The 21,298-nt window shown below is 45.5% G+C and carries 15 protein-coding genes and 1 other annotated feature; of the genes, 4 read left to right on the top strand and 11 right to left on the bottom strand.

The features are described from left to right. Position 1: 1 nt before the first annotated feature. From R7P74_RS08800 to thrL, 5 genes are all read right to left on the bottom strand, one after another. The gene (locus R7P74_RS08800) at positions 2 to 661 is read right to left on the bottom strand and encodes an NADPH-dependent FMN reductase (protein WP_158159563.1); all 660 of its coding nucleotides are present in this window, start codon (positions 659 to 661) and stop codon (positions 2 to 4) included. Between the two features lie 139 nt (positions 662 to 800). After that, positions 801 to 2,081, bottom strand: a complete 1,281-nt coding sequence (gene thrC / locus R7P74_RS08795; RefSeq protein WP_005381818.1) for a threonine synthase — start codon at positions 2,079 to 2,081, stop codon at positions 801 to 803. Next, positions 2,078 to 3,034, bottom strand: a complete 957-nt coding sequence (gene thrB / locus R7P74_RS08790) for a homoserine kinase (protein WP_033906103.1) — start codon at positions 3,032 to 3,034, stop codon at positions 2,078 to 2,080. The genes thrC and thrB overlap by 4 nt, the downstream gene beginning before the upstream one ends. A 20-nt stretch (positions 3,035 to 3,054) precedes the next feature. Beyond that, on the bottom strand, positions 3,055 to 5,514 hold the full coding sequence (thrA, locus tag R7P74_RS08785) for a bifunctional aspartate kinase/homoserine dehydrogenase I (protein ID WP_104978801.1): 2,460 nt from the start codon (positions 5,512 to 5,514) through the stop codon (positions 3,055 to 3,057). Between the two features lie 53 nt (positions 5,515 to 5,567). Beyond that, positions 5,568 to 5,687 (bottom strand) — a sequence feature (Thr leader region). Then, positions 5,623 to 5,700: a thr operon leader peptide gene (thrL, locus tag R7P74_RS08780; RefSeq protein WP_074192076.1), complete on the bottom strand. Its 78-nt coding sequence runs from the start codon at positions 5,698 to 5,700 to the stop codon at positions 5,623 to 5,625. Its footprint overlaps the feature before it by 65 nt. 423 nt (positions 5,701 to 6,123) lie before the next feature. Here thrL and R7P74_RS08775 point away from each other — a divergent pair, with 423 nt between their 5' ends. After that, on the top strand, positions 6,124 to 6,594 hold the full coding sequence (locus tag R7P74_RS08775; RefSeq protein WP_047102035.1) for a hypothetical protein: 471 nt from the start codon (positions 6,124 to 6,126) through the stop codon (positions 6,592 to 6,594). Here the strand turns inward: R7P74_RS08775 and R7P74_RS08770 are convergent. Both R7P74_RS08770 and R7P74_RS08765 read right to left on the bottom strand, forming a co-directional pair. Continuing rightward, on the bottom strand, positions 6,591 to 7,073 hold the full coding sequence (locus tag R7P74_RS08770) for a putative 4-hydroxy-4-methyl-2-oxoglutarate aldolase (RefSeq protein ID WP_005381822.1): 483 nt from the start codon (positions 7,071 to 7,073) through the stop codon (positions 6,591 to 6,593). The genes R7P74_RS08775 and R7P74_RS08770 overlap by 4 nt on opposite strands. A 64-nt stretch (positions 7,074 to 7,137) precedes the next feature. Further along, positions 7,138 to 7,545, bottom strand: a complete 408-nt coding sequence (locus tag R7P74_RS08765; protein WP_053306886.1) for a DUF3293 domain-containing protein — start codon at positions 7,543 to 7,545, stop codon at positions 7,138 to 7,140. A 361-nt stretch (positions 7,546 to 7,906) separates the two neighbouring features. Here R7P74_RS08765 and arcA point away from each other — a divergent pair, with 361 nt between their 5' ends. Further along, entirely contained in the window at positions 7,907 to 8,623 is a 717-nt protein-coding gene (gene arcA / locus R7P74_RS08760; RefSeq protein ID WP_005381824.1) for a two-component system response regulator ArcA, read from the top strand. A gap of 85 nt (positions 8,624 to 8,708) precedes the next feature. Here the strand turns inward: arcA and R7P74_RS08755 are convergent, their stop codons facing one another. The 4 genes from R7P74_RS08755 to R7P74_RS08740 form a co-directional block, all read right to left on the bottom strand. Then, the gene (locus R7P74_RS08755; protein WP_158159562.1) at positions 8,709 to 9,158 is read right to left on the bottom strand and encodes a hypothetical protein; all 450 of its coding nucleotides are present in this window, start codon (positions 9,156 to 9,158) and stop codon (positions 8,709 to 8,711) included. Between the two features lies 1 nt (position 9,159). Further along, positions 9,160 to 11,514, bottom strand: a complete 2,355-nt coding sequence (gene arcB / locus R7P74_RS08750) for an aerobic respiration two-component sensor histidine kinase ArcB (protein ID WP_005381826.1) — start codon at positions 11,512 to 11,514, stop codon at positions 9,160 to 9,162. Between the two features lie 237 nt (positions 11,515 to 11,751). Then, positions 11,752 to 13,497 carry a sensor domain-containing diguanylate cyclase gene (locus R7P74_RS08745; protein ID WP_025768422.1) on the bottom strand — a complete coding sequence of 582 codons (1,746 nt, stop codon included), beginning with the start codon at positions 13,495 to 13,497 and terminating at the stop codon, positions 11,752 to 11,754. A gap of 35 nt (positions 13,498 to 13,532) precedes the next feature. Further along, positions 13,533 to 14,492 (bottom strand): TIGR01212 family radical SAM protein, encoded by a 960-nt coding sequence (locus R7P74_RS08740; protein ID WP_017633631.1) that lies wholly within the window; start codon positions 14,490 to 14,492, stop codon positions 13,533 to 13,535. A 551-nt stretch (positions 14,493 to 15,043) separates the two neighbouring features. Between R7P74_RS08740 and gltB the strand changes: the two genes are divergently transcribed. Further along, positions 15,044 to 19,594, top strand: a complete 4,551-nt coding sequence (gene gltB / locus R7P74_RS08735; RefSeq protein ID WP_318122810.1) for a glutamate synthase large subunit — start codon at positions 15,044 to 15,046, stop codon at positions 19,592 to 19,594. Then, the gene (locus R7P74_RS08730; RefSeq protein WP_225473427.1) at positions 19,594 to 21,063 is read left to right on the top strand and encodes a glutamate synthase subunit beta; all 1,470 of its coding nucleotides are present in this window, start codon (positions 19,594 to 19,596) and stop codon (positions 21,061 to 21,063) included. Before gltB ends, R7P74_RS08730 begins: the two co-directional genes overlap by 1 nt. Positions 21,064 to 21,298: the final 235 nt, after the last annotated feature.

Here is a 21,298-nt window from a genome sequence, read left to right as displayed (position 1 = left end):
TCTAAGGTGCATTTCTTTGCGAAGGATCTTTCTGAAACGCTTGCGCTAAAGAGGTTGGATCACGCCTATCTCTTTGCAGTGACGCCCCTTCTGCCCACCAAATCAATTGATGCATAGTGCGATTCATATAGTTGTCCCACTGCGTCTGCTCCGACTCATCCTCAGCAACGCCCTGTTCATCAAACACTTCTTGCGCTTTCGGAATGTGGATCATCGCAGAGACAGGTAGACATCCAAGTTCAGATAAGAAGGTACGCATAGAAACGGCAGCTCTAACACCACCCCATTGTCCGGCAGAATAGGTCACGATAGCACTCGGCTTGTAAGAAAACAGCGAACTGCCGAAATGGTTAAGCGTGTTCGCCAGAGCAGGACTCATCGAATGGTTATATTCCGGGCTAACCATCACATACCCATCCGCATGTTTGATTTTGTCTGCCAGCTCACTTAGGTGCTGCGGAACTTTAGAGCGGTGATAAGCAAACTCGGGCTTAAACACATCACCAAAGTCGTAATTCAAAGGGTCGATGATTTCGACCGTATGTTGCGAATGTTGACTCGCGATGAGTTTTTCACACGCTTTACTGACTCGCATTCCTAAACGGGCTGGTCGTGGTGGCGTGCTGTCTCTCACTGAGCCAAGAAAAATCAAAAAATGCATGCTTCTCTTTCCATCTCATTTAGTTAAGTTCGTTTCTCAATCATAAAGAGAGTCAAAACTTACCGACAATAAAAAAGGTGAATGATTACTCATTCACCTCTCGTTATTTCTGTTTTTGATACTTACTATACTTTGAAGCTTACTGCACGCGGCGCAGTACTTGTTTCAATGCGTCAAAGTCTGCGTCGAGCTCTTCCGATAGCAGCTCCATCGCAGCGTGCTTCGCTAGTGGCGCAGGAAGCTCGATATCGGATTCTAGAATATCATCCACGACTTCTTTGAACTTCGCAGGGTGAGCAGTACATAGGAACAGACCGGTTTCACCGTCTTGCAATTGTTCTTCAAGCACTCGGTAAGCAATCGCACCATGCGGTTCGCATAGGTAGCCTAGAGCATGTAAATCTTTCACTGACTGTGCGCTTTGCTCATCAGATACTGCGCCTTTACCTAACGTCTCCAAGCCCCACTCTTTCACGCGGCACAGCTCTTCAATACGAGGCCAGTTGTTTGGTTGGCTCACGTCCATCGCGTTCGATGTTGTTGCGACTGTTGGTTTTGGCTCCCACTTACCTGTTTCTAGGTAGCGAGGAACAGTGTCATTGGCATTCGTTGCAGCGATAAAGCGTTTGATAGGCAAGCCCAGCGCTTTTGCCAGTAGACCAGCAGTTAGGTTACCAAAGTTACCACTTGGTACTGATACCACTAGGTTTTCACGCTCTTGCTTGCTCATTTGCGCAGCGGCTTCAAAGTAGTAACAGATTTGCGCCATCAAACGGCTGATGTTGATTGAGTTTGCAGAGTTCAGACCGATCTCTTCACGCAGTGCAGAATCATCAAAAGCTTGCTTGACCAGTGCCTGACACGCATCGAAGTCTCCATCGATCGCGACAGTATGGATGTTCTTACCAAGCGTACAGAATAGCTTCTCTTGCAGTGGGCTGATCTTACCTTTCGGGTAAAGAATCACAACGTTGATGTCTTCCATACCGTAGAAAGCATGCGCAACGGCTGCGCCAGTATCGCCAGAAGTTGCTGTCAGAATGGTGATCTTGCCACCGTCCGAAACGGCTGCAAGAGATTGCGCCATAAAGCGACCACCAAAGTCTTTAAACGCAAGCGTTGGGCCATGGAACAGCTCCAGTGCGTAAACACCATCTTTTACTTGGTTGATAGGCGCAGGGAATTGGAATGCAGCATCAACAAGAGCATTCACTTGCTCCTCTGTAAGTTCATCTCCAATTAACGCCGATAGAATCTTAGTGCTACGAGAGACAAAGTCTTCTGCAAGCAGCGCATCGATATCTTCAAATTTTGGTAATTCCGATGGGAAAAATAGACCTTGGTTACGGCCTAACCCTTGGCGAACGGCTTGGCCAAAGGAAACTTGTTCATCATTTTCTTTTATATTGTAAAGCTTCATAGCTCACTTCCTGTTACTTTCGAACCCTGCTTATCTAGACGACAAACGTGGACGAATCCTTCTTCGTTTTGTACGTAGTTTTGTTCTAACCAGCGAGCAACTCGCTCAGCGACATCTTTCTCTTTGCAAATACTGAACAGTGTCGGACCACTGCCAGAAATACCGGTTGCCAATGCACCCGCAGACGCTGCGTATTGACGTGCATTCGCAAAACCTGGAAGCAGTTTCTCACGATACGGTTCTGCGATCACGTCTTTGATCATTTTTGCAGCAAGTTCTGGCTGACCAGAATGACACGCATGAATAAAGCCCGCAAGGTGGCGACCATGAGCAATGATATCTTGTCGGCGGTATTGAGATGGTAGGATCTCACGCGCTTCCGCCGTTGATACCTTGATACCCGGATACGCCATCACCCAGTACCAATCATCAAAGCAAGGCACTTCTTGACTGATGATACCCAACTCTTCAAGCATCAGTTGCACACCACCAAGGTAACATGGCGCAACGTTGTCGTAGTGAATACCACCAGAGATCTTGCCTTCCATCTCTCCCATCAGCGCCAATAATTCTGTCTCGTTAAGTGGCTGTCCATGGAATCGGTTCAATGCATCTAATGCAGCGACGATAGAACATGCACTTGAGCCTAAACCAGAGCCAATTGGCATGTTCTTTTCTAGCGTCATCTCAAGTGGTTTTAGCTCAACGCCTTTTTTGTCTAACTCACGAGCAAACACGAGCCAACAGTCGTAGACGATGTTGTCTTTTGGTTCAGTTGGCAATTTCTCAACAAAATCACCCGCCGTTTTAAGGCTGAACGGATCAGCCCCAGATTTCACCAATACACGGTCACCCAATAGTGTGCCATCCACTGGAGACACGGCCGCCCCCAGCACATCAAAGCCAACGCTTACATTACCAATTGATGCTGGGGCATAAACCACTACATCCATATCACTTGAACTCATTATTGTTATACCCCTAGTTTCCAACCTAAAGTACGCATCACGTCAGAAAATACACCCGCAGCCGTTACTTCGGTGCCTGCACCATAGCCACGTAACACTAGTGGGATTGGCTGATAGTAACGGCTGTAAAATGCCAGTGCGTTTTCACCGTCCTTGATTTTATACATTGGATCGTTTTCATCCACCGCTGCGATGCTTACTGTGCACTTGCCCTCATTAATCTCACCAACGTAGCGCAGTACTTTGCCTTCTTCCGCTGCCTTTGCAGATAATTCTTTAAAGTAAGCGTCTGCTTCAGGTAAACGCGCCATAAATTCATCAACGCTACCAGAATCATCAAAACCTGGTGGCAGTGCTTGATCAACCACAACGTCTTCTAGTTCTAGAGACATGCCTGCTTCACGAGCTAGGATCAGAAGCTTACGCGCGACATCCATACCAGAAAGATCATCACGAGGATCCGGTTCAGTAAAACCATTTTCTTTTGCGATATTAGTAGCTTCACTTAGGCTCATACCTTCATCTAACTTACCGAAGATGTATGACAGAGAGCCAGAAAGAATACCGCTAAAGCGCTCTAGCTCATCACCCGCTGAGATTAGGTTTTGCAGGTTTTCGATTACCGGTAGACCCGCCCCCACAGTTGTTTCGTACATCAGCTTGCGACGAGAGCTGCGCGCAACATCGCGAAGCTGATGGTAGTAAGCCATGCTTGCTGTGTTTGCTTTTTTATTTGGTGTAACGACATGGAAACCAGCAGCTAAGAAATCAGCGTATTGGTTCGCGATATCTTCACTTGATGTACAGTCAACCAATACTGGGTTGATGATGTGGTTACGTTGAACCAAAGAAATCAAACGCGCTAGGCTGAACTCTTCTGTCGCTGCCGACATACGATCACGCCAATGCTCGAGTGGCAGACCTTCACTATCAAGTAAAAGACCTTTGCTGTTTGCCAAGCCACACACGCGAATAACGATGCCTTTTTCCGCAAGCTTCGCCTGTTGACGCTCGATCTGATCCACCAGCTCACCACCAACGCCACCAATACCAACCACGAATACGTCTAAGAAGTGCTTAGAGTTGAAGAGGTTTTCGTGACACGCTTTGATTGCTTCAGAGATTTTATCTTCAGGAATCACGGCTGAGATAGCACGCTCAGATGAGCCCTGTGCGATGGCTACAATGTTTACGTTCACTTCAGCAAGAGATGAGAAGAAGCGAGATGCAACACCGCGCGATGTACGCATGCCGTCACCAACCAACGTTATGATTGAAACATTATCAATAAACTCGACCGGCTCTAATAAGCTATCTTTCAGTTCCAACTCAAACGCATCGGCCAGTACTTGTTGCGCTTTTGCTTTATCTTCTGCCTCAATACAGAAGCTAATGCTGTACTCAGAAGAAGACTGAGTAATAAGAACAATAGACACACCAGCGGAAGACATTGCGCCAAATACGCGGCTTGCCATGCCAACCATACCCTTCATACCTGGGCCGGAGACGTTAACCATGGTTAGGTCGTTTAGCGTCGTGATACCTTTGATCGCCAGATTGTCTTCACCAGTGTCTTGCCCAATCAGGGTACCTGCACCTTGTGGGTTAAAGCTGTTTTTGATCAGACATGGGATGTGGAACTGCGCGATAGGAGCAATGGTTTTCGGATGCAAAACGGAAGCACCGAAGTAAGAAAGCTCCATTGCTTCTTGGTAGCTAAGAGATTTAAGCAGGCGAGCATCTTCTACTAAACGAGGGTCACAGTTGTATACACCATCTACGTCTGTCCAGATCTCACAACAATCTGCGCGCAGACACGCTGCAAGAACCGCCGCTGAATAATCAGAGCCATTGCGACCAAGTGTTACCAATTCACCTTTCTCGTTACCTGCGGTAAAGCCTGGCATGATGTTCACATGGCCCAGAGGAAGAGGGTTTTGGCGGAAGTTTTGCGTTGAAACGTCTACATCAACCATGGCTTCAAGGTGATCACCTTTTGCGTATAGGTATTCAACTGGGTCGATAAGATGTGCAGGCTGGCCTTTGGCTTCTAACACTGCTTTCATCAATTGAATCGAAACGCGTTCGCCTTTGCTAATAATACGTGCATTAACATTGTTTGGGCACATGCCAAGAAGATTGATGCCATGAACGAATTGGCGTAATTGAGAGAGAGAAGTTTTCACTTGGTTATCGAAAGCTGAACCATCGATATTGGGTAGTACTGCTTGGACTTGAGTGAAGAGCGTTTTAAACGACTCCTCCAATTCTTTGATTTGTAGTTCTGCTTCACCATTGCGCAATGCGCCTTCAATGACCGAAACCAATTTGTTTGTTGTTTTACCAGGAGCGGAAAGAACAACCGCCACTTCTTCTTGTTGAGCGTTATTGGCAATAATGTCTGCCGCTCTCAAAAAGCGATCTGCATCAGCTAGTGATGATCCGCCAAACTTCAATACTCGCATCCCTTCCTCCGGTATATCTTCTTAAATTTGTCTAAATTCTGGATAAAAAAGCATAAAAAAAGGCCTGTATCTTGTTGGATACAGGCCTTTTTTGTGAATTTCTTTCGCTCAGCAGCCTGCCCCAACATGTGTCGTGTCGGTAATAATAATGGTCGTGGTCATTACTACTAGGCTGTTAGATGGCATAAATAAATATTCAACGTTAATTGTGTTTGCTTAACTCTACGTTTACCGAGTTTCTGATACATAGTCAACAAAAAATTGTTTGTTTTTCCATCTTTCAGAGATTTCTGCTAAGCAATGTCATTGATATTTATAGTTAATTACACATTATTGATCATTTGAAAATCTACAGTTAGTTTTTGTAAAGGACTTAACCATCATCACCAGTTCGGTTTTTTATCTAATAACTAGTCTGATCTTTGCCATAAAACGTACGATCAAATAATTCGAGAGGGTTGTGACACATAACAACAACTTAACTGTGACTTATGTTCATAGGATCGAATTATTTAGAAAATAGGTGAGCTAGCTTTCATATTCTATGCTTTAATAGTGAGAAGCTTTGGGCGCATACTAATAAAAAAGTTGACACAAGGAGTGGTGAACATGAAAAGATGGCTTTTTCTGTTGCTGTTTTTTGTGCCTGGTGTTTGTCTAGCAAACGAGCTTCCGCCGCTTCCAGGTAAAACATCCCCTTCTCCTCATAAACTATTCATTTCCAGCGACAGTTATCAGTCTGACAGTTTTGATGTTTGGAATATCGATACGGGTTACGCTTACGAACTTTTTGATTCGGTAGACGTTTATGTCGGTGCGCGAGTCAATAACTCTCCTACCCAAAATCAAAGTGGTTTTTTGAGTGGGATCAGCTATCACTTTAATGATCGTGTCACGCTGAAAAGTACAGTTCGCTCTTACAAGAACGAAACAGCGGAAGGTATTCGCCAAGACGACAGCAGCCTCGCGGCTGAAGTATCAAGTCGCGTAAAAATTACCGATAAACTGGATCTTCACGCGACTCTTGATTACCAAGATTGGCAACAAGGCTTTGAGGTTGGTTTAGGCTTTCGTTTTTAGAAGTCCAGCTTTTGCTTAGAAATCAATACACCGTTCCAGTCCGCGTAAACGTAGTGCTTAGGTTGAACGATTTGGTTTTGCATCGTTAAGGTTACGTTTACCTCTCCTATCCCGCGTTTCTCTGTTTTAAACGGGTTGGTGCCAAGAGCTTGAACGCCAATGTCCATTTGAGATATTTGTGCTACATCGCGTATTGCACCATAGACAATGATGCCTTCCCACCCATTTTCTATTCCGAGTATCGCTAATTGATCGCCGAGTAATGCTCTCTGACACGATCCATGTCCGTCAACAATCAATACTTTACCCGTTCCATCTTCGCCCAGTACTTCACGCACTTTCGAGTTATCGTGATAGCAGCGCACCGTAACGATTTCACCGTAAAAAGCGCTACGTTGACCAAAGTTCTGCAATGGTAAAGTAAGCAAGCTCACTTGGTCTTCAAATTGGTCACAAATATCGGGTGTAATGTCTCTCATATTTCCTCCGTGAATTTTCTCACCCAAGCGATGCTTCAGTGAGCAGTATCCTTTTCTATACCTTCTATACGAGTCGAGGCTTAATGGAGCCTAACGTATGAAAAACTTTCGGCTGCGAGCACGCAATAAGATAAAGTTGGTCATTAATGACGTAATAAATCGCGTTTTGTTGAAAGTCATTCGCCAATTCAACGGCTACCTCTGGCGACAACTCGACGGCAAAGCTTTCCTCATACCATGTAAAAGCGCTATCACCTACCGTGACAGGCGCGTAATTAACGTGCTGTAGCTGTTTTTCTAACGCGTGATTGTTTATGCTGTTCTCTTCTTTGGACCTCAAGTTACTGTATGGGTTCCAAGCGGTTATCACAGCATAGTTTGAAACACGCCACTCGGCTTCGAATCTGAAAAAAGATTCTGAATAAGCATTCCATAACGATGCGTCTATGTTCGTATTACTTTTTTCTATCATAAGTCTTAAACGATTAATAACAGTTACATTTCATCAATTGATATAAATCAACAAACTGAATGGAATTAACATTTGAGCATTGTTAGCATGCTGTTAACAATATAAAATCCGCTCAATATCTTAGGGTGTTTACGTTTCAGGCCCCACTGAAAGCAGGAAATGAAAGGTAAACAAGCCCTTTAGAATAAACGTCGCCATTGGATACTGGTGAGTTGGCAAAATTCCATGGAGGGCGGATAACTGAAAGAAGTGTTTTTTTGATCAACTTGATTTATTATCAAAATCACATTACCTGTATGTTATATTTTTGCCTAGAATTTATTCTATTAGCACAATTTTGTCACAAATTTAGGTACCGCCAATGCAAACCCCGCAGATTCTTATCGTTGAAGATGAGCAAGTAACTCGTAACACTCTTAAGAGTATTTTTGAAGCAGAGGGATACGCTGTTTTTGAAGCCAGTGACGGTGAAGAGATGCACCAAGTGTTGTCTGATAACTCAGTCAACTTGGTTATTATGGACATTAATCTTCCAGGCAAGAATGGCCTTCTACTAGCGCGTGAATTACGCGAGCAAGCGAACATTGCTTTAATGTTCCTGACAGGCCGTGACAATGAAGTAGACAAGATCCTAGGTCTTGAGATTGGTGCAGATGACTACATCACTAAACCATTCAACCCACGTGAACTAACTATTCGTGCACGTAACCTACTTAGTCGCTCAATGAGCTCTAACGCGGTGCAAGAAGAGAAGCGCTCGGTAGAAAAGTATGAATTCAACGGTTGGGTACTAGACATCAACAGCCGCTCTCTAGTAAGCCCTGCTGGTGATAGCTACAAGCTACCTCGCTCTGAGTTCCGCGCACTACTGCACTTCTGTGAGAACCCGGGTAAGATTCAAACTCGTGCAGATCTTCTTAAGAAGATGACTGGTCGTGAACTTAAGCCACACGACCGTACTGTAGACGTAACGATTCGTCGTATCCGTAAGCACTTTGAGTCTGTTTCAGGTACGCCAGAAATCATCGCCACTATCCACGGCGAAGGTTACCGCTTCTGTGGCGATCTAGAAGACTAGATTTAACCGCTAATATCCGAAGGGCTTGCTCATTGAGCAAGCCCTTTTTGTTTTAGGTCTAACGACTAATGCAACATCATTGCGGTTAATAAACCTTGTTAATCTTCACGTACTTTTCGACTAACCAACGCTGTTTACCCGCATCGTCTAGAAGCACTGCGATATCAACCGATTTTTCTGTGTTCACATCAATGTGAGACGCGAACGCCACCTCCCATCGGCTTTCACTGTGCGTTCGAGTATCTAAAGACGCACTGTCCACCAACCACTCTTTTTGCCCCTGTTTAATAATAAGAGCTTCTGCCGTTAGATTTGCAGGAAGTAACTGATCTCCTTCGAGGTAAAGTGCACCTTGAATACTTTGCTCTTCCACGTCCCCAATATTCGGCATGAGGTTAACCCATAAATTACTTTTGAGCTCAACATTAACCTCATTAATCGTAATCTGACTGTTTTGTTGCCAATTCACATTTGGAACGGAACTACAGCCTGCCATCAATGCCATGACTAACGCCAATGGTGCGATTCTTTTCATGTTATTTCCTTTGTTCCAACCAACTTTTGAGGACTTGAATATCGTTTTGGTATTCATTTTTGATCTCTTCAACCCAGTCTGAAATGTTTTCCCACCATGCAGGCATATCGGGCGATTGTGCTTTTTGCGCCACACTTTGGATACGTTTCAGGCCAATTGAACCTGCAGCACCTTTGATTTTATGCGCTTCAGAAACAATCCCATCTTGATCTTTCGCTGTCATGTTCGAATCTAAGACATCGATATAGTCTGGCATCATATCTTCAAACATTTTTATGCTGTCGTAGACAGGTTTTGCACCAACAATGTCGACGTAAGACTCTAACATATCCATATCGAGCAAATGTGTCTCAATCACAGGAGAAGGCACTGGCTCTTCCACTGTTTCGGGACCGCTCACCACTTCCTTAGGTTGTTCTAACTGGTGAGCGAAGAATTTATCAATCACTGACTGAATAGCATTCACTGCCAGCGGCTTACTGATCGCATCATCCATGCCGTTATCTAAGTATTCACGACGATCTTTCATTACATTAGCAGTTAAGGCGACCAATGGAGGAAGATTGTTATAATGCTTGCGGTAATAATTGGCGACATCAAAGCCCGTCATATCAGGCAGTTGGATATCCAACAACGCTAAGTCGTATTTTTCTGGCACAAAGTTCACTAACGCTTCTTGGCCCGTCATTGCCACGGTGACAGAGTGCCCTAGGCTCTCAAGTAACGATTTAGCCACAGTTACGTTAAGCTCGATGTCTTCGACCATAAATATGTTGAGGCGCACATTGTCGCGTTTCGCATCAATGACTGGCTCAGCTAGTTCAACAATCGGAACGTGGATCGATACAGTAAAAGTGCTACCAAAGCCTTCCTCACTGGTAACCGTAATGTCACCATCCATCATATTGATCAGTTGCTTAGATACCGCCAAACCAATACCTGTACCGACCGCATGCAGGTTGTCCTTGCCTGATTTCACTTGGTAGTACATCGCAAAGATCTTATCTAGCTCTTCGTCTGGAATACCAATACCTGTGTCTTCCACTTCCATAATAATGGTCGCAAAATCGTCTTCGACATCCGCACTCACTGTCATCACAACGCCACCTTCTTTGGTGAACTTCATTGCGTTGCTGACTAGGTTCCAAATCACCTGACGTAGACGGGTTGCATCCACTTCAATTGCTTTTGGCAAGTCGCTTAAACGTTCTAAATCAAAGCGTAACCCTTTTTGTTCCGCCATCAGAGCTGAGATACTCTCAATCTCTGCGACGAAGTCTTCGAAGTTAAGTGGCGCAGGTAATAGTTCTAACTTACGGCGATCAAATTTATCCATATCGATAATATCGTTGAAGATGTTACCTAGCGTAATCGCACTCACATTGATGGTCTGCATGTGTTTACGCTGCTCTTCTGTCAACGGACTATCTAGAAGCATACGACTTAAGCCTACAATGCCATTCAGCGGCGTTCGCAGCTCATGACTGATGGTTGAGATGAAGGTAGTTTTGTCGCGGCTTGCTTTCTCTAACGACTCTTCATGGCGCTTACGTTCAGTGATATCACGACCGAACCCAACGAGACCAAGGTGGCGGCCATCTTTGCTGTAAAATGGCACTTTACGAAGCTCAAAGTAATGCTTGCGACCATCTGGGTATTCGAGCCATTGCTCGTAAGTAATCGCTTGATTATCGGCAAAAACCTTTTGGTCAGTATCAACGATATGCTCGGCGATTTCTTTGCTATACACATCCCAAGGGCTTAATCCGACTAACTGGTGCTCTTTCTTGCCCGTTAGCTCTTCCATCGCGCGGTTACAGCCAGAGAAAACACCATCCGCATTGCGGTAGTAAATTAAGTCTGGTGAGGCATCAATAAATGAACGCAGTAATGCGGTACGTTCTGCCAACTCTAATTGAGTACGTTCGCGTTGGAACACCTCATTTTCGAGGTCTTGCATCGCCTCTTCACGTGCTTCTTCCGCTTTAATACGCTCTTCAATTTCTTGGTTAAGCTTTTCAATGTTTTGTTGAAGTTGGTAATTCAGCTCTTGATCTCGCGAACGCATGTCCTTCAGTTTGGACACCAGCTTAGTTAAACGCTGGCGAGACTCTTCTAGTTGATCGACAACCACAGAGAGGAAGTAAACCGCCCAAGGGGTGATCAATAGACCAAAAAACACCGAACGGACAATGTCGATATCATCTACTCGCCCTTTAAGAGCTAAAGTAATCCCTACCTGCACCACAACAGCTAATGCCACCAGCGCAAGGGCTAGCAAAATAGAGAAGCGAACAATCCCCAGTTTGACTAGCAAGTCGACATAATACTGGGCGAGATTTTTCATGGGTTTCATTAACTACTCCATGGTGGTGGCTAGATAGCGCCATTCGATGATGAAAAACAGGTAAATGCACTCGACCTAACGCAATTTAGGTCTGTTTGATTAGTGAAAAACACACGGTGCGATCTGCGCTTGTGACACGAGATAGAAAGATAAACCAACGAGCGCACAGGCTTCTGTAAGTTTAACGTGTTTAATACGGTGATTTAAACAATCAGCTATCAACTTAGAGCAAGCGGTCACAAAGCGTTAGCAAGAACTGGGGTGAATACAGGTGCGATTACGTCCATCAGCTTTAGCTTGATATAACGCACTGTCAGCCATAGCGATGCCCATTTCGGGTTCATCACCATGCTGAGGAATGTAAGAGACCAGACCGATACTGACGGTAAGGCGTTCAGATGCTTCTGAACTGTCGTGTTCCATATCAAGCTGTAGAATTTTCTCATGAATACGCTGCGCTACGTTGCGCGCACCTTCCGTGGTGGTATTCGGCAATATAAAACCAAACTCCTCGCCACCATAACGCGCAACACAATCCGAAGAACGATTGATGACTTGTGTAAACACGGTAGCGACACTGACTAACGCTTCATCACCTTGTTGGTGACCGTAGCAGTCGTTGTAATCTTTGAAAAAGTCGATGTCACATAACATGATGGTGAGCGGCAGCTTTTCTCTAGCATGGTGGTACCACAATACCTGCAGTTGTTCGTCGAAACGGCGTCGGTTCGATACTTGAGTTAAGCTATCCATAAAGCTCAATTTTTCTAACTCTAGGTTGGCTTTTTCCAACTTTTGTTCTGCAAGATAACGCTCAGAAATATCACGCGCCATGATCAGCACACCATTCGTTCCTGATGCTTTATCTTTAAAAGGCGATTTCACCACATCAAACCACGTACTTTTACCATCACTACTCACGACTTTATCTATGTATCGAACTGGCTCTAACTGGCGTAATGCTTCTAAGTCACTGTCTGCTAAGCGCGCGTACATCTCTTTAGGAATAACGTCTTGGAGGCGCTTACCTATCAAATCAGAAATTTTTGAAATGCCTAACGCCTTAACAAAAGGCTGATTACACGCTTGATAGACCATGTTCTCATTGAAAATACCAATAGAGTCCGGACTGGCATCCAGAATCGTTTGTAAGATAGTATCTCTTTGCGCTAGCGCCACCTCAGTATCTTTGCGACGCTCCATTTCATCTCGCAGATTCTGTTGCATCTTGTGCCATTCAGTCACGTCATGACTAATAGACAGCGTACCGATAAGCTCACCACTCGGCGAAACAAGAGAGTTTTGATTGACTTCCAATAAGCAACTTCGACCTTGTGGATCCGTTGTCCATTTACGTTCGCTTTTTCTGGTCATCTCACCCAAGGCCTTGGATGCGCAAGCTTCTTCCCTTCGCCCTTGCCAGAATTGATCAAATGCTCGATTGGTCGTTAACAGATTGCCTTGGCGGTCTTGGGTACAAATCAGCTCTGAAAGTGAGTCTAATGCCGAACGTGCGATGATTAATTGGGCAAGTTCTTGTTGCTGCTCTTGGTGAGTGGCTTGATATGGCTGAGCATAAAGAATCCAAACTCGATGATTGCGCAATAAACTCTTTCTGCCTGACAGCTCCACTTTAATAGATTCACTATCAGATAGTCGCCAGTCAAAAGCCTGCTGACGAAAATGACGACTAGAGAAGCGTTCGAGAAACTGCTCAAGCTCATGAATATCGAATAAAGCAGGATACAAATACCCCGTTCCCAAAGAGCGAATGCCTAACAACTGCATCGCAGCCTGGTTAGATAGCAAGAGCTGAGCATGGCTAGTGTCCACCACTATGACTGGATAGGGAGAATCCGTTACTAGTTGCTTAAGTGATGTCTGAAAGTGCAAATAGATCAGTGCTAACGCGCACACGCCTGCGATTAACAACAAGACGACATAGCCATAACCGCCTTGACCACCCCAAAGCCAATTGAGTAACTGATCCATCGTTTAAACCTTCAAAGAACACTGGTTAAAATATATCAGTTATTTATTGAGCGATCTGCTATTAATTCCGGTTTAGTATAGATAAAGGTATTCCCCGTAAGACTCCCTTGAGCACCATGAGCACTGAGATCTCGACCAATTTCCGTCATCGCTAGCCAACGGTTTTCACACCACAGAGGCGATAATAACGTGGGCCTCCTGGCTGCTGATGAAACGCGATGATAAATCACATCTGGTGGTGTCATACGAATCATTTCACTGGCGATCGCAACATATTCTTCTAATTCAGGGGCTTCTAGCTTTCCAGCACGCCAAGCTTTCGCCATGGTGCTACCTTCGACAATATGCAAGCCATGTAACTTGATGCCATCCGTTCCCACGGCCAACACTTTTTGCAGCGTTTCAATATTTTCGGCGCGGGTTTCTTTGGGTAAACCCACAATTAAGTGAGTACAAACCTTGATTCCGAGTGTTCGCGCACGCTTAGTGATTTCGGCATAACACTCAAAATCATGACCACGGTTGATACGCTTGAGGGTGTCATTGTTGGCAGTTTGAAGACCTAGCTCTAGCCAAATCTCATAACCTTGCTGTACATAGCCCGACAGTAAATCCAATACCGCATCAGGGACGCAATCAGGACGCGTCCCCACACAAAGACCAACCATGTCTGCAGCCTTTAGTGCTTCCTCATACATGTTTTTGAGAACTTGTACTTCTGCATAGGTACTGGTGTAGGCCTGAAAATAAGCGAGATACTTCTTCGCTCTGTGAATTTCACCTGCGCGATCTTTTAACTGTTCGTGAATGCTTTTTATCTGGACTTCTTCATCTGCAAACGAAGCCACATTGCAAAATGTACATCCTCCCCGCCCAATCGTGCCATCGCGGTTAGGGCAACTAAATCCACCGTGCAATGTTAACTTATGAACCTTTTCACCGTATCGACGCTGAAGATCTTGGCCGATTGTATTGACCAACTCATGTAACTGCATAAATTCTCACCAACAATAAATCGTAATCAATCTCACTACGATCTGTGTAAATAAATTACATCCCTGCAAGAAAAAACACACAATATTAATCAATTCAAACACCCATCATGCGGGTCAAAATCAATAAACTTGCATAATTAAAGGCAAAAATCGTTCATGTTGCGTAAATGTTAAACTAAAAATGCATAATTAAACGAAAAAATTGGGTCACAACGCCGACTTTTTCATTGCATTCTGAAGTGACAAAATTGTAGGATACTTACACAACCCCGTTATTTTTGTGACTTTTATTACAAAGCACACTGCGGGATTTGTCGGTGTTATCCCACTCCTACCTATATAAATCACTAGATAGTGATAATAAATAAAGGGATACCACCAAGGATTGTTTTTCTCGCAAAACTTTTCCTGCGAGATACGGAAAGGAATCAAGACCGGTCAACCTAGATCGGTGGCGATAATAAATATAAAGGACAAGACGTAATCAATAGTCTAGGTAGTATTTGCTGCCCGGTACTTTTGCGTCGACATTGAACTGGAAGGATGTATCTATGGTAGATAGAGAGCAAAATCCACAGGGTCTGTACACTCCGGAACTGGAGCATGACGCTTGCGGTATCGGTTTTGTTGCTCACCTTAAAAACCGTAAATCTCATGAAGTAGTGACTCAAGCATTGGATATGCTGGCTCGCATGGAACACCGTGGTGGTCAAGGTTGTGACCCATGCAGCGGTGACGGTGCGGGTATCTTGCTACAAAAACCTCATGAATTCCTATTAGAAGAAGCCGTTAAGCTAGGCATTAAACTGCCTTCGTTTGAAAAGTATGGTGTTGGTGTCGTTCTTTTCCCGAAAGACGAATACAAACGCGAGCAATGCCGTGACATTCTAGAACGTAATGCACAGCGTCTAGATCTTGAAGTTATCGGCTACCGCGTTTTACCAACCGATAACTCAATGATCGGTGCAGACCCACTAAGCACAGAGCCTCAGTTTGAGCATGTGTTTATCTCTGGTGGCCCTGGCATCACACCTGAAGAACTAGAACGCAAACTGTACGTACTTCGTAACTATACTGTACGTGTTTGCCTAGAAAGCGTTTCGAACATTGGTGACGACTTCTACATTAACTCCATGTCTTACAAGACATTGGTGTACAAAGGTCAGTTAACGACCGAGCAAGTACCTCAGTACTTCCTTGATCTACAAAACCCGACCATGGTGACTGCACTGGCACTGGTACACTCTCGTTTCTCTACCAATACCTTCCCGAAATGGCGTCTTGCACAGCCTTTCCGTTACATTGCCCACAACGGTGAAATCAATACAGTTCGCGGTAACTTGAACTGGATGAAAGCCCGTGAAGCAATCCTAGAATCAGACCTGTTTACTCAGGCTGAAATCGACATGCTTCTTCCAATCTGTCAGGAAGGCAGCTCGGATTCATCTAACTTCGATATGGCACTTGAGCTCCTAGTTCTGTCTGGTCGCAGCCTGCCACACGCATTGATGATGATGATTCCGGAAGCATGGCAAGAAAACAAAAACATGGATCCTAAGCGTCGCGCGTTCTATCAGTACCATGCGAACATCATGGAACCATGGGATGGCCCGGCTTCCGTATGTTTTACTGATGGTGTTCAAGTTGGTGCGACACTAGACCGTAACGGTTTGCGCCCTTCTCGCTACACAGTGACCAAAGATAACTTCCTAGTGATGGCATCTGAATCTGGTGTTGTGGATATAGAACCAGAAAACGTTGAGTTCCGTGGTCGCCTACAACCAGGTCGTATCTTCGTTGCAGACCTAGAGCAAGGTCGCATCATCTCCGATGAAGAAGTGAAAGACACCATTGCAACAGCGCAGCCTTACGAGAAGTGGGTAGAAGAAAACCTACTGAGCTTGAAGAAGCTGCCAGATGCGAGCAACCAGTTCAGCCAACCTAAGCCAGAACACCTTCTACACCGCCAACAAGCGTTTGGCGTAAGCACTGAAGAAGTGAACGAAATCATCGTTCCAATGGCGAATGACGCGAAAGAACCATTATCAGCAATGGGTGCCGACTGGCCTCTTGCGGTTCTATCTCATCAATCTCAGCATCTTTCAAACTACTTCAAGCAGCTGTTTGCACAGGTAACTAACCCACCGATCGACCCGATCCGTGAGCGTATGGTTATGTCGCTGAACACTTACTTGGGTAAAGACCAAAACCTTCTGACTGAAACACCACTTCACTGTCAGAAAGTAGAATTAGAATCACCTGTTCTGGCGAACTCAGAGCTTGAAAAACTGCGTGCGATCGATAACGAGCACCTGCAAGCGAAGACGCTGGATATCGTGTTCCAAGCCAATGAAGATCAAGGCAAGCTTGAGCGAGCACTAAAACGTATCTGCCAATATGCAGAAGACGCGGTTATCGATGGTTACTCAATCATCCTACTAACTGACCGTGCAGTGAACTCAAACCACGCGGCGATCCCAGCAATGCTGGCGGTTGGTGCAGTACACCACCATTTGATCCGTAAAGGTCTGCGTGCGAAGTGTGACATCGTGGTTGAAACCGGTGACGCACGTGAAACGCACCACTTTGCAACGCTACTTGGTTACGGTGCGAATGCAGTTAACCCATACCTAGTGATTGAAACCATCATTGAGCTTCAACGTACTAAGAAGTTGGATCCAGAAGCGAACCCTCGCGATCTGTTCAACAACTATCGTAAAGCGATCAATGGCGGTCTTCTGAAGATCTTCTCGAAGATGGGTATCTCAACGCTACAGTCGTACCATGGTGCGCAAATCTTCGAAGCCTTGGGCATCCACAAATCAGTGGTCGACAAATACTTCACAGGTACAGTTTCTCGTATCCAAGGTCTCACCCTTGATGATATCGCCAAAGAAGTACTGATCCGTCACCGCATCGGTTACCCACAACGCGAAATCCCAATTCAAATGCTGGATGTTGGTGGTGTTTACCAATGGAAACAGCGTGGTGAGAAGCACCTATTCAACCCAGAAACTATTTCTCTACTGCAAGAGTCTACGCGCAACAAGAACTACGATCAGTTCAAGCAATACGCGACTGCTGTAGATAAGCAAGGCGACAACGCGGTAACTCTGCGTAGTCAACTTGAGTTCATTAAGAACCCTGCTGGTTCTATCTCTATCGACGAAGTCGAGCCAATTGAAAGCATCGTGAAACGCTTCGCGACGGGTGCAATGTCATTCGGTTCTATTTCTTACGAAGCACACTCCACACTAGCTGTTGCGATGAACCGTCTTGGCGCGAAATCGAACTCTGGTGAAGGTGGTGAAGACCCAAGGCGTTTCGAGCTCAAAGAGAACGGCGATTGGGAACGCTCTGCAATCAAGCAGGTGGCTTCAGGTCGTTTCGGCGTAACCTCTTACTACCTAACTAACGCTGAAGAGCTGCAAATCAAAATGGCTCAAGGCGCGAAGCCAGGTGAAGGTGGTCAGCTACCAGGCGATAAAGTAGATGACTGGATCGGTGCAACACGTCACTCGACTCCGGGCGTTGGCCTTATCTCTCCACCACCACACCACGATATCTACTCAATCGAAGATTTGGCTCAGCTTATCTACGACTTGAAGAACGCGAACCGCGCAGGCCGTGTAAACGTGAAGCTGGTATCAGAAGCAGGCGTAGGTACGATCGCTTCTGGTGTAGCGAAAGCGAAAGCGGACGTTGTACTAATCGCAGGTTTCGACGGCGGTACAGGTGCATCACCAATGTCTTCAATCCGCCATACCGGTCTTCCTTGGGAACTTGGCTTGGCAGAAACGCACCAAACGCTACTGAAGAACGGTCTACGTAACCGTATCGTGGTTCAAGCGGATGGTCAGATGAAGACACCTCGCGACCTTGCAGTGGCAACACTACTTGGTGCAGAAGAATGGGGCGTAGCAACCGCAGCATTAGTGGTTGAAGGTTGTATCATGATGCGTAAGTGTCACAAGAACACTTGTCCTGTTGGTATCGCGACCCAAAACAAGACACTTCGCGAGCGCTTTGATGGCCGCGTAGAAGACGTCGTAACCTTCTTCCAATACATGGCACAAGGTCTACGTGAAATCATGGCTGAACTTGGCTTCCGCACTATCGATGAAATGGTCGGTCAAGGTCAGAAGCTGAAGATTCGCCAAGACATTTCTCACTGGAAATATAAGAACCTAGATCTGTCTCCTGTTCTCCACGTTGAGCAACCACGTGAAGCTGATGGTGTATTCAACCAAGCTCAGCAGAATCACAACCTGGAAGAAGTGCTAGACCGTAAGCTGATTCAAGCAGCGATTCCTGCACTCGAGAAAGGCGAAGCGGTGAATGCCGAGTTCCCTATCGTTAACACGGACCGCTCTGCAGGTACCATGTTGTCGAACGAAATCTCGAAAGTGTACAAAGATGCCGGTCTACCTCAGCCAATGAACGTGAAGTTCAAAGGTTCTGCGGGTCAGTCATTCGGCGCATTCCTAACTAAGGGCGTGAAGTTCGAAGTAGAAGGCGACGCGAACGACTACTGGGGTAAAGGCTTATCTGGCGGTACCTTAGTACTTTACCCAGATGCAAAATCAAGCATTGTCGCGGAAGACAACATCGTGGTTGGTAACGTGTGTTTCTACGGTGCAACCTCGGGTGAGTCTTTCATTCGCGGTATGGCTGGTGAACGTTTCTGTGTTCGTAACTCAGGCGCGAAAGTAGTAGTAGAAGGCGTCGGTGACCACGGTTGTGAATACATGACTGGCGGTGCAGCCATCATCCTTGGTTCAACAGGTCGTAACTTTGCCGCTGGTATGAGTGGCGGCGTGGCTTACGTATGGGATAGATCAGGTGACTTTGAGTCAAAACTGAACCCAGAGCTAGTAGACCTAGATCCAATCGAGCAAGAAGACAGAGATCTATTACTCGACATGCTAACTAAGCATGTTCAATTCACAGGAAGTGAAGTCGCTCAGTCTTTCCTAGACAACTTTGAAGCAAGCCTAGCCTCTATGGTTAAGGTAATGCCGCGTGACTACAAAGCGGTTCTTCAAAAGCGTAAAGCTGAAGCACAGTCTCAAGGAAACGAAACTCAAGTGGAGGCCGTATAATGGGTAAGCCTACTGGATTTTTAGAGCATGGTCGTGAACTACCACAGAAGATCGACCCAGCTGAACGCATCAAGAACAACAAAGAGTTCGTCCTGAACGAGGAGTTTGGTGACAAAATCAATACTCAAGCTTCTCGTTGTATGGATTGTGGTGTGCCGTTTTGTCATAACGGCTGCCCTATCGGTAACATCATCCCAGAGTTTAACGACGCGGTTTATCGTGATAGCTGGGAAGAAGCATGGAACATTCTAAGCTCAACCAATAACTTCCCAGAGTTCACTGGTCGTGTTTGCCCTGCTCCGTGTGAAAGTGCTTGTGTACTTGGTATCAACCAAGATCCAATCACTATCTGTAATATCGAGAAAACCATCGTGGAAACGGCTTATCGTGAAGGGTACGCCAAACCAAAAACACCACGCTCTCGAACTGGCAAAACCGTTGCGATCATCGGTTCGGGCCCTACTGGCCTTGCGGCGGCTGAGCAGTTAAACAGCGCTGGTCATACTGTGACAGTATTCGAGCGAGACGAGAAAGTAGGCGGTCTGCTACGTTTTGGTATCCCAGATTTCAAACTGGGTATGGATGTGATTGATCGTAAGATCAACCTAATGGCAGAAGCGGGTATTGAATTCAAAGTTAACCAACATGTTGGTGTTGATGTGAATGCTCAGCAGCTGCGTCAAGAGTTCGATGTGGTTCTACTAACGGGTGGTTCAACCGTTCCTCGTGATTTGCCAGTTCCGGGTCGTGAACTAAAAGGCGTTCACTTCGCAATGGAATTCCTAGGTCAAAATAACCGCCGTGCCAACGACATGGATCTTAAGGGTGAAGAACTTCACGCCGCGGGTAAACACGTTGTCGTTATCGGTGGTGGTGATACGGGTTCTGACTGTGTAGGTACATCAAACCGTCACGGCGCAGCAAGCATCACTCAGGTTGAAATCATGCCGATTCCACCAGAGAAACGCCCTGCTAATATGCCATGGCCACAGTACCCGATGATCCTACGTACTTCGACGTCTCATGAAGAAGGTGTTGATCGTCACTGGAACATCTTAACCAAAGAGTTCATCGGCAATGACAAAGGTGAAGTTACCGGTCTTCGTCTAGCTGATATCGTTTGGCAAGATGCAAAACCTGGCGAGCGTCCAAGCTTCAAAGAAGTAGAAGGCAGCGAGCGTGTGATTCCATGTGATATGGCATTTCTAGCGATGGGATTCCTACACCCTGAACCAACAGGCGTACTTGCTCAACTGGATATCGCACTAGACGATCGCGGTAACGTAGCAACTCAAGATTTTGCTACTAACCAAGAAGGCGTATTTGCTGCTGGTGATATGCGAACAGGCCAATCTTTGGTGGTTCGTTGTATCAATGAAGGCCGCGAATGTGCCCGTGCTATCGATGATTATCTAATGGGTGGCACAAACCTAGAAGCAAAAGCAGATTCACTGATGCTTTCTGCTTAACGAAGCAGTCATGCTTCTCTCTTTCAATTGCCTAATAGCCATCAGCAATATCGATGGCTATCGGTGAAGAAAGAAAACAATTCCTTCCAATCTTTCTATTTTGACCAGCATTTTATGCTGGTCTTTTTTATCTCCCACAGAATCAAATGTTACTTTTTTGTAACAATCAATTTTCTATCTATTTGAAATTATTAAACTATTTTAGCTTATTAAATGGTAAATCGTATATTCACGT

Source organism: Vibrio sp. 2033 (assembly GCF_033339735.1).
The sequence above is the reverse complement of the archived record's forward strand: the minus strand, read 5'-3'. Positions and strand labels throughout refer to the sequence as shown.

Excerpts from the sequence above, each read along its gene's own strand:
- R7P74_RS08800 (WP_158159563.1), bottom strand. The coding sequence starts at position 661 with ATGCATTTTTTGATTTTTCTTGGCTCAGTGAGAGACAGCACGCCACCA.
- thrC (WP_005381818.1), bottom strand. The coding sequence starts at position 2,081 with ATGAAGCTTTACAATATAAAAGAAAATGATGAACAAGTTTCCTTTGGC.
- thrB (WP_033906103.1), bottom strand. The coding sequence starts at position 3,034 with ATGGATGTAGTGGTTTATGCCCCAGCATCAATTGGTAATGTAAGCGTT.
- thrA (WP_104978801.1), bottom strand. The coding sequence starts at position 5,514 with ATGCGAGTATTGAAGTTTGGCGGATCATCACTAGCTGATGCAGATCGC.
- thrL (WP_074192076.1), bottom strand. The coding sequence starts at position 5,700 with ATGCCATCTAACAGCCTAGTAGTAATGACCACGACCATTATTATTACC.
- R7P74_RS08775 (WP_047102035.1), top strand. The coding sequence starts at position 6,124 with ATGAAAAGATGGCTTTTTCTGTTGCTGTTTTTTGTGCCTGGTGTTTGT.
- R7P74_RS08770 (WP_005381822.1), bottom strand. The coding sequence starts at position 7,073 with ATGAGAGACATTACACCCGATATTTGTGACCAATTTGAAGACCAAGTG.
- R7P74_RS08765 (WP_053306886.1), bottom strand. The coding sequence starts at position 7,545 with ATGATAGAAAAAAGTAATACGAACATAGACGCATCGTTATGGAATGCT.
- arcA (WP_005381824.1), top strand. The coding sequence starts at position 7,907 with ATGCAAACCCCGCAGATTCTTATCGTTGAAGATGAGCAAGTAACTCGT.
- R7P74_RS08755 (WP_158159562.1), bottom strand. The coding sequence starts at position 9,158 with ATGAAAAGAATCGCACCATTGGCGTTAGTCATGGCATTGATGGCAGGC.
- arcB (WP_005381826.1), bottom strand. The coding sequence starts at position 11,514 with ATGAAACCCATGAAAAATCTCGCCCAGTATTATGTCGACTTGCTAGTC.
- R7P74_RS08745 (WP_025768422.1), bottom strand. The coding sequence starts at position 13,497 with ATGGATCAGTTACTCAATTGGCTTTGGGGTGGTCAAGGCGGTTATGGC.
- R7P74_RS08740 (WP_017633631.1), bottom strand. The coding sequence starts at position 14,492 with ATGCAGTTACATGAGTTGGTCAATACAATCGGCCAAGATCTTCAGCGT.
- gltB (WP_318122810.1), top strand. The coding sequence starts at position 15,044 with ATGGTAGATAGAGAGCAAAATCCACAGGGTCTGTACACTCCGGAACTG.
- R7P74_RS08730 (WP_225473427.1), top strand. The coding sequence starts at position 19,594 with ATGGGTAAGCCTACTGGATTTTTAGAGCATGGTCGTGAACTACCACAG.